This is a genomic window from Arthrobacter sp. TB 26 (assembly GCF_000427315.1).
Taxonomy (GTDB): domain Bacteria; phylum Actinomycetota; class Actinomycetes; order Actinomycetales; family Micrococcaceae; genus Arthrobacter.
The window spans coordinates 1-8,259 of record NZ_AUPJ01000393.1; the positions used below are offsets into that span (position 1 = coordinate 1).

General features: G+C 59.1%; 1 protein-coding gene and 3 rRNA genes. 1 reads left to right on the top strand and 3 read right to left on the bottom strand.

Going from position 1 to position 8,259, the window contains the following annotated elements:
* The first annotated feature begins 126 nt into the window (after positions 1-126).
* Positions 127-2,550, top strand: coding sequence for an HAD-IC family P-type ATPase (locus K789_RS0115275; RefSeq protein WP_024367517.1), 2,424 nt, complete (start codon positions 127-129; stop codon positions 2,548-2,550).
* Between the two features lie 100 nt (positions 2,551-2,650).
* Here the strand turns inward: K789_RS0115275 and rrf are convergent.
* The 3 genes from rrf to K789_RS0115290 all read right to left on the bottom strand — a co-directional run bounded on the left by rrf (position 2,651) and on the right by K789_RS0115290 (position 8,128).
* Positions 2,651-2,767: ribosomal RNA gene (gene rrf / locus K789_RS0115280) — 5S ribosomal RNA — on the bottom strand.
* 187 nt (positions 2,768-2,954) lie between these two features.
* Positions 2,955-6,089, bottom strand: a 23S ribosomal RNA gene (locus tag K789_RS0115285).
* A 515-nt stretch (positions 6,090-6,604) separates the two neighbouring features.
* Positions 6,605-8,128 (bottom strand): 16S ribosomal RNA (locus K789_RS0115290).
* The 16S, 23S and 5S rRNA genes sit together here, the layout of an rRNA operon.
* Positions 8,129-8,259: the final 131 nt, after the last annotated feature.

Consider the following 8,259-nt stretch of genomic DNA (forward strand, 5'->3'; position numbering starts at 1 on the left):
CCCCACACGGCCCCCACACCCCAACACACCAAAATCGGGTTCCTGTGTGCTCCATCACCTGCAATCCGAAGCACCTGCCGTTACGATCAGGAGGTGATGGCAGAACACCGGCGCCATGGACCAGGCATGCTCCATCGGCGTGTGTCCGGGCCGGCCGCAAACGGCCTGTCCCGCGGCGACGTTGCCTCCCGGAAGAGCAGCGGCCTCGACAACCGCGTACCGGATGTAACCAGCCGCAGCCTGTGGGAAATCGTCCGCGCCAATGTGCTGACTCTTTTCAACGCAATCGTGGGCACCAGTTTTATCCTCCTGCTCCTGCTGGGCAGCTGGCAGGATGCACTCTTTGGGCTGGCTGCTGCCGGCAACGCCGTCATCGGTGTTGTGCAGGAGTATCGCGCCAAGCGGTCCCTGGACCGCCTTGCCGTCCTCGAGGCCCCGCTGGCCCGTGTACTGCGCGACGGGACGGTGCAGGAGATCCCGACCGCCGACGTCGTACTTGACGATGTCCTGGTCCTGCGGGCCGGCGACCAGGTCACGGCCGATGCCTCCGTCCTCGAGAGCGGGGGACTGGAGTCAGATGAATCCCTCCTCACCGGGGAGTCCGATCCCGTGGACAAGGATGCCGGGACTGAAGTGCTCTCCGGCTCGATCATTGTCGCCGGCCGGGGCACGGCGCGGGTGGTCCGGGTGGGAGCCGAATCGTTTTCCAGCAGGCTCGCCGCCGACGCGAAACGGTTCTCCTTGGTTAACTCTGAGATCCGCAACAGCCTCAACCGGATTCTGGGCTGGCTGACCTGGGCACTGCTGCCGGTCGCCCTCATCGTTGCCAACGGTGAAATGCAGTCCAGGGGCGGCTGGGAGGCCGCCATCGCCAGTGGGGCCTGGACCTCCGCCCTGGTGGGGGTGATTGCGAGCGTCATCGCCATGGTTCCGCTGGGGCTGGTGCTGCTCTCGAGCGTTGCTTTCGCTGTCGGCGGCGTCCGGATGGCGGGCAACAAGGTTCTTATCCAGGAACTGGCTGCGGTCGAGGGCCTGGCCCGCGTCGATGTCCTCTGCCTGGACAAGACCGGAACGCTCACCGAAGGCAGAATCATCTTCGACGGCGTGCACGAGCTGGCCGGCCCTGCGGAACCCGGGTGGGAGCACGCCCTGGGCTGGTTCGCTGCGGATCCGGAGGCAAACGCGACGTCGCGCTGCCTCGAGACAGATTTCGAGCACGACGGCGGCACGCCGGCGGTCTCGTCGGTTCCGTTCTCTTCCGCGCGGAAGTGGAGTTCTGTGACGTTCGACGGCGGAGGGACACGCCCAGGCTCATGGATCCTGGGCGCCCCGGAAATCGTCCTGGCGGACAGATCCGGCGACGGCAGCGCGGGGCCGGCGACCGGCGACGCCCTGGGCAAGGCCGGACGGCTCGCCGCCTCCGGGCTGCGGACCGTCGTGCTGGCCTACGCAGACGGCACCACCATCACTGCCGATGACGCAACACTGCCGGTAAGGGTGAAACCCGTCGTTGTGCTCACATTTCGGGAACAGATCCGCGCCGATGCCCGGCAGACGCTGGACTACTTCCGCGACGAGGGTGTTGAGCTGAAGATCATCTCGGGGGACGACCCCCGGACGGTCGCGGCGATTGCACGCTCGGTGGGCCTGGACATCGGGGAAGGCTACGATGCCCGGCAGCTCCCGGCCAACCCCGTGCTGCTTGAGGAGGTGATGGACACCAACACTGTCTTCGGCCGGGTCAGTCCGGAACAGAAGAAGGACATGGTGGCCGCACTTCAGCGCCGCGGGCATACCGTCGCGATGACAGGCGACGGCGTCAATGATGTGCTGGCGTTGAAAGAGGCAGACCTTGGGATAGCGATGAACTCCGCCGCACCCGCCACGAAGGCCGTGGCCCGGCTGGTGCTGCTGGACGGCCGCTTCGACCGGCTGCCCGGTGTAGTGGCCGAGGGCCGCCGGGTGATCGCCAACATTGAGCGCGTGTCCAAGTTGTTCCTCAGCAAGACGGCCTACTCGATCGCGATCGCAGCCAGCTTCGGTCTCCTCAACCTGCAGTTTCCTTTCCTGCCGCGCCAACTGTCCTTCACCGACGGCCTCACGATTGGGATCCCCTCCTTCTTCCTGGCGCTGATGGCCAATGGCCGCCGCTACCGGCCGGGGTTCCTCCGCAGGTCTTTGTCGTTCTCCATCCCCGCCGGGCTCATCGTCGCCGCCTCGCTGCTGGGTTTAAACCTGTACGCGGGTTCCCGCAGCGCTGCCGGGGCCGCGCCGGAGTCGCTGCAGTCCGCGTCGGTCCTTACCCTGTCCGTGATCGGGCTGTGGATTCTCGCGGTGGTCTCCCGCCCGCTCGATGCTAAGAAGCTGGCAGTGCTGCTGGCAATGTGTACCAGCCTTGTGATCCTGCTCAACCTGCCGCTGGCCCAGGACTTCTTCCACTTGGCCTTGCCGCCTGCGGACATGTTGTGGGCAGCCGGCATCGCCGCGGTTGGCGGAGGGCTCGCCATCGAACTCCTGGCCCTGCTCCACGGCCGCCGGTTCCCCCGCTGAGCTGGCCCCGGGGTTTTGGTGGCTTCCGTGTTTTCTGTGGTGGGGGTTAAATGCGGGAGGACCCCCAACGTGGTTGGGGGTCCTCGACCGTTTAATGATGTTCCGGCGGTGACCTACTCTCCCACACCCTCCCGGGTGCAGTACCATCGGCGCTGTGGGTCTTAGCTTCCGGGTTCGGAATGGGACCGGGCGTTTCCCCCACGCTATGACCGCCGTAACCTTGTGTCCCGAACCCCCGTGGGGGGTGGGAAATCTGGTGTTACAACTGTGGTGTTATTCAGTTGGTTTGGTTCCTCGAACAACGGGTTTGTTGTTTGGGAACCACATAGTGGACGCAAGCAGTCTTGTTTCTTCGTACCACCCCTGGGTGCGAACCCCTTTTGAATGGGTTCGCGGGGTGGTGTGTGGTGTAAGTTATCGGCCTATTAGTACCGGTCAGCTTCACGAGTCGTTAGTCCTCGCTTCCACATCCGGCCTATCAACCCAGTGGTCTGGCTGGGGGCCTCTCACACACAAGGTGTATGGAAATCTCATCTCGAAGCGAGCTTCCCGCTTAGATGCTTTCAGCGGTTATCCCATCCGAACGTAGCTAATCAGCGGTGCACTTGGCAGTACAACTGACACACCAGAGGTTCGTCCGTCCCGGTCCTCTCGTACTAAGGACAGCCCTTCTCAAATTTCCTGCGCGCGCAGCGGATAGGGACCGAACTGTCTCACGACGTTCTAAACCCAGCTCGCGTACCGCTTTAATGGGCGAACAGCCCAACCCTTGGGACCTACTCCAGCCCCAGGATGCGACGAGCCGACATCGAGGTGCCAAACCATGCCGTCGATATGGACTCTTGGGCAAGATCAGCCTGTTATCCCCGAGGTACCTTTTATCCGTTGAGCGACGGCCATTCCACAATGTACCGCCGGATCACTAGTCCCGACTTTCGTCCCTGCTCGAGATGTCTCTCTCACAGTCAAGCTCCCTTGTGCACTTACACTCGACACCTGATTGCCAACCAGGCTGAGGGAACCTTTGGGCGCCTCCGTTACTTTTTAGGAGGCAACCGCCCCAGTTAAACTACCCATCAGGCACTGTCCCTGACCCGGATTACGGGCCGAAGTTAGATGTCCAAAGTGACCAGAGTGGTATTTCAACGATGACTCCACCCGAACTGGCGTCCGGGCTTCAACGTCTCCCACCTATCCTACACAAGCCACTCCGAACACCAATACCAAACTATAGTAAAGGTCTCGGGGTCTTTCCGTCCTGCTGCGCGTAACGAGCATCTTTACTCGTACTGCAATTTCGCCGAGTTTATGGTTGAGACAGCGGGGAAGTCGTTACTCCATTCGTGCAGGTCGGAACTTACCCGACAAGGAATTTCGCTACCTTAGGATGGTTATAGTTACCACCGCCGTTTACTGGGGCTTGAATTCTCAGCTTCGCCTTGCGGCTAACCGGTCCTCTTAACCTTCCAGCACCGGGCAGGAGTCAGTCCGTATACATCGTCTTGCGACTTCGCACGGACCTGTGTTTTTAGTAAACAGTCGCTTCCCCCTGGTCTCTGCGGCCCCTGCACGCTCCGGACAGCAAGTGTCCATCACGATGGGGGCCCCCCTTCTCCCGAAGTTACGGGGGCATTTTGCCGAGTTCCTTAACCATAATTCTCTCGATCGCCTTAGTATTCTCTACCTGATCACCTGTGTCGGTTTGGGGTACGGGCGGCTAAAACCTCGCGTCGATGCTTTTCTAGGCAGCATAGGATCACCGAATCCCCCCTTACGGGAGTCCCATCGGGTCTCAGGCATCATGAACGGCGGATTTGCCTACCGTTCGCCCTACATCCTTAGACCGGGACAACCATCGCCCGGCTCGGCTACCTTCCTGCGTCACACCTGTTAATACGCTTGCCTCCCAGGATCAGGTCCCGCGCTCCACCAAAACCCTTCACCCACAAGGGGTGTCAGGCAGGTATTGGGCGGTTAGTATCCCCTGTTCAGCATGGGCGGTTTTTCGCCGGTACGGGAATATCAACCCGTTGTCCATCGACTACGCCTGTCGGCCTCGCCTTAGGTCCCGACTTACCCAGGGCAGATTAGCTTGACCCTGGAACCCTTGATCATTCGGCGGACGGGTTTCTCACCCGTCTTTCGCTACTCATGCCTGCATTCTCACTCGTGTAGGCTCCACCGCTGGTTTACACCGCGACTTCACTGCCCACACGACGCTCCCCTACCACTCCAGACGCCTGAACCAACCCACAAGGGGCGGCTTAGCTAATATCTGAAATCCACAACTTCGGCGGTGTACTTGAGCCCCGCTACATTGTCGGCGCGGAATCACTTGACCAGTGAGCTATTACGCACTCTTTTAAGGATGGCTGCTTCTAAGCCAACCTCCTGGTTGTCTTCGCAACTCCACATCCTTTCCCACTTAGCACACGCTTAGGGGCCTTAGTTGGTGGTCTGGGCTGTTTCCCTCTCGACTATGAAGCTTATCCCCCACAGTCTCACTGCTGCGCTCTCACTTACCGGCATTCGGAGTTTGGCTGACGTCAGTAACCTTGTAGGGCCCATTAGCCATCCAGTAGCTCTACCTCCGGTAAGAAACACGCAACGCTGCACCTAAATGCATTTCGGGGAGAACCAGCTATCACGAAGTTTGATTGGCCTTTCACCCCTACCCACAGCTCATCCCCTCCATTTTCAACTGAAGTGGGTTCGGTCCTCCACGACGTCTTACCGTCGCTTCAACCTGGCCATGGGTAGATCACTTCGCTTCGGGTCTAGATCACGCCACTGCAACGCCCTATTCAGACTCGCTTTCGCTACGGCTTCCCCACACGGGTTAACCTCGCGACGTAACACTAACTCGCAGGCTCATTCTTCAAAAGGCACGCCGTCACCAGAATCAGACTGGCTCCGACGGATTGTAAGCACACGGTTTCAGGTACTGTTTCACTCCCCTCCCGGGGTACTTTTCACCTTTCCCTCACGGTACTGGTCCGCTATCGGTCATTAGGGAGTATTTAGGCTTATCAGGTGGTCCTGACAGATTCGCACGGGATTTCTCGGGCCCCGTGCTACTTGGGATACTCCCCGGGCGGTACACAACATTTCGGTTACGGGGCTCACACCCTCTCTGGCCGGCCTTTCAAGACCGTTCACCTATGCCTGCACTACACACCCCACTGTCCCGGCAGAGACAGAATGGGAAGTCCCACAACCCCGACCATGCAACGCCCGCCGGCTATCACACATGGAACGGTTTAGCCTGATCCGCGTTCGCTCGCCACTACTGACGGAATCACTATTGTTTTCTCTTCCTGCGGGTACTGAGATGTTTCACTTCCCCGCGTTCCCTCCACGCACCCTATGTGTTCAGATGCGGGTCACCAGGCAGCTCGCGCCCCTGGCGGGGTTTCCCCATTCGGACACCCTGGGATCACAGTCCGGTTATCGACTCCCCCAGGCTTATCGCAGATTCCTACGTCCTTCTTCGGCTCCTAATGCCAAGGCATCCACCGTGTGCTCTTAAAAACTTGACCACAAAAGATCAAAAAAACTAATTTTCGAGAGAACCACGAAAACCAACCCACACACCCAAAAGGCGCCCAGGTCAGATCCAGGTTCATATTCTTGGAAATTGCTTCTTATAAAAGATGCTCGCGTCCACTATGTAGTTCTCAAACAACAACCCCATACCACACACCCCACACACACAACAGTGCATGATCGGTGCAGCCAGGAAACCAGAAACACAAGTCCCACACCCCACCACCGGAGACTCCCCCGTAAGGGAACCCGGCCATGAGCCATGGTCCTGTTGCCTCAGGACCCAACAGTGTGCCAAACACTACCCAGCGAAACATTCCAGCCGCGTTCCAGGACCCGCCCGAAGGAAGATCCGTACTTGCTGCCGGCACATGCCGCCAGGCACCTATTTGTTGATATTCCACCCGTGAGCACCCGCCGCAGAACTAGCGTCTGCGCAACGGGCGTACTCCTGACAACCCCGCCACACCCACATACATGAGGCACGGTGATTGTAGGCGCTCCTTAGAAAGGAGGTGATCCAGCCGCACCTTCCGGTACGGCTACCTTGTTACGACTTAGTCCCAATCGCCAGTCCCACCTTCGACAGCTCCCTCCCACAAGGGGTTAGGCCACCGGCTTCGGGTGTTACCAACTTTCGTGACTTGACGGGCGGTGTGTACAAGGCCCGGGAACGTATTCACCGCAGCGTTGCTGATCTGCGATTACTAGCGACTCCGACTTCATGGGGTCGAGTTGCAGACCCCAATCCGAACTGAGACCGGCTTTTTGGGATTAGCTCCACCTCACAGTATCGCAACCCTTTGTACCGGCCATTGTAGCATGCGTGAAGCCCAAGACATAAGGGGCATGATGATTTGACGTCGTCCCCACCTTCCTCCGAGTTGACCCCGGCAGTCTCCTATGAGTCCCCGCCATAACGCGCTGGCAACATAGAACGAGGGTTGCGCTCGTTGCGGGACTTAACCCAACATCTCACGACACGAGCTGACGACAACCATGCACCACCTGTAAACCGACCGCAAGCGGGGCACCTGTTTCCAGGTATTTCCGGTTCATGTCAAGCCTTGGTAAGGTTCTTCGCGTTGCATCGAATTAATCCGCATGCTCCGCCGCTTGTGCGGGCCCCCGTCAATTCCTTTGAGTTTTAGCCTTGCGGCCGTACTCCCCAGGCGGGGCACTTAATGCGTTAGCTACGGCGCGGAAAACGTGGAATGTCCCCCACACCTAGTGCCCAACGTTTACGGCATGGACTACCAGGGTATCTAATCCTGTTCGCTCCCCATGCTTTCGCTCCTCAGCGTCAGTTAATGCCCAGAGACCTGCCTTCGCCATCGGTGTTCCTCCTGATATCTGCGCATTTCACCGCTACACCAGGAATTCCAGTCTCCCCTACATCACTCTAGTCTGCCCGTACCCACCGCAGATCCGGAGTTGAGCCCCGGACTTTCACGGCAGACGCGACAAACCGCCTACGAGCTCTTTACGCCCAATAATTCCGGATAACGCTTGCGCCCTACGTATTACCGCGGCTGCTGGCACGTAGTTAGCCGGCGCTTCTTCTGCAGGTACCGTCACTTTCGCTTCTTCCCTACTGAAAGAGGTTTACAACCCGAAGGCCGTCATCCCTCACGCGGCGTCGCTGCATCAGGCTTTCGCCCATTGTGCAATATTCCCCACTGCTGCCTCCCGTAGGAGTCTGGGCCGTGTCTCAGTCCCAGTGTGGCCGGTCACCCTCTCAGGCCGGCTACCCGTCGTCGCCTTGGTGAGCCATTACCTCACCAACAAGCTGATAGGCCGCGAGTCCATCCAAAACCACAATAAAGCTTTCCACCCCCCACCATGCGATGAGGAGTCATATCCGGTATTAGACCCAGTTTCCCAGGCTTATCCCAGAGTTAAGGGCAGGTTACTCACGTGTTACTCACCCGTTCGCCACTAATCCCCCCACAAGTGAGGTTCATCGTTCGACTTGCATGTGTTAAGCACGCCGCCAGCGTTCATCCTGAGCCAGGATCAAACTCTCCGTTGAAGTAAAACAGACACAACCAACACCCCCGGGAAAACGGGACGTGCCGGCTGCACAAAATTTGAAACCAGCTGTAAAAACCAGACCACACCACGGGGTGGCGGATCCAGTCAATTCAACCAATTCAATACAAT

Excerpts from the sequence above, each read along its gene's own strand:
- K789_RS0115275 (WP_024367517.1), top strand. The coding sequence starts at position 127 with ATGCTCCATCGGCGTGTGTCCGGGCCGGCCGCAAACGGCCTGTCCCGC.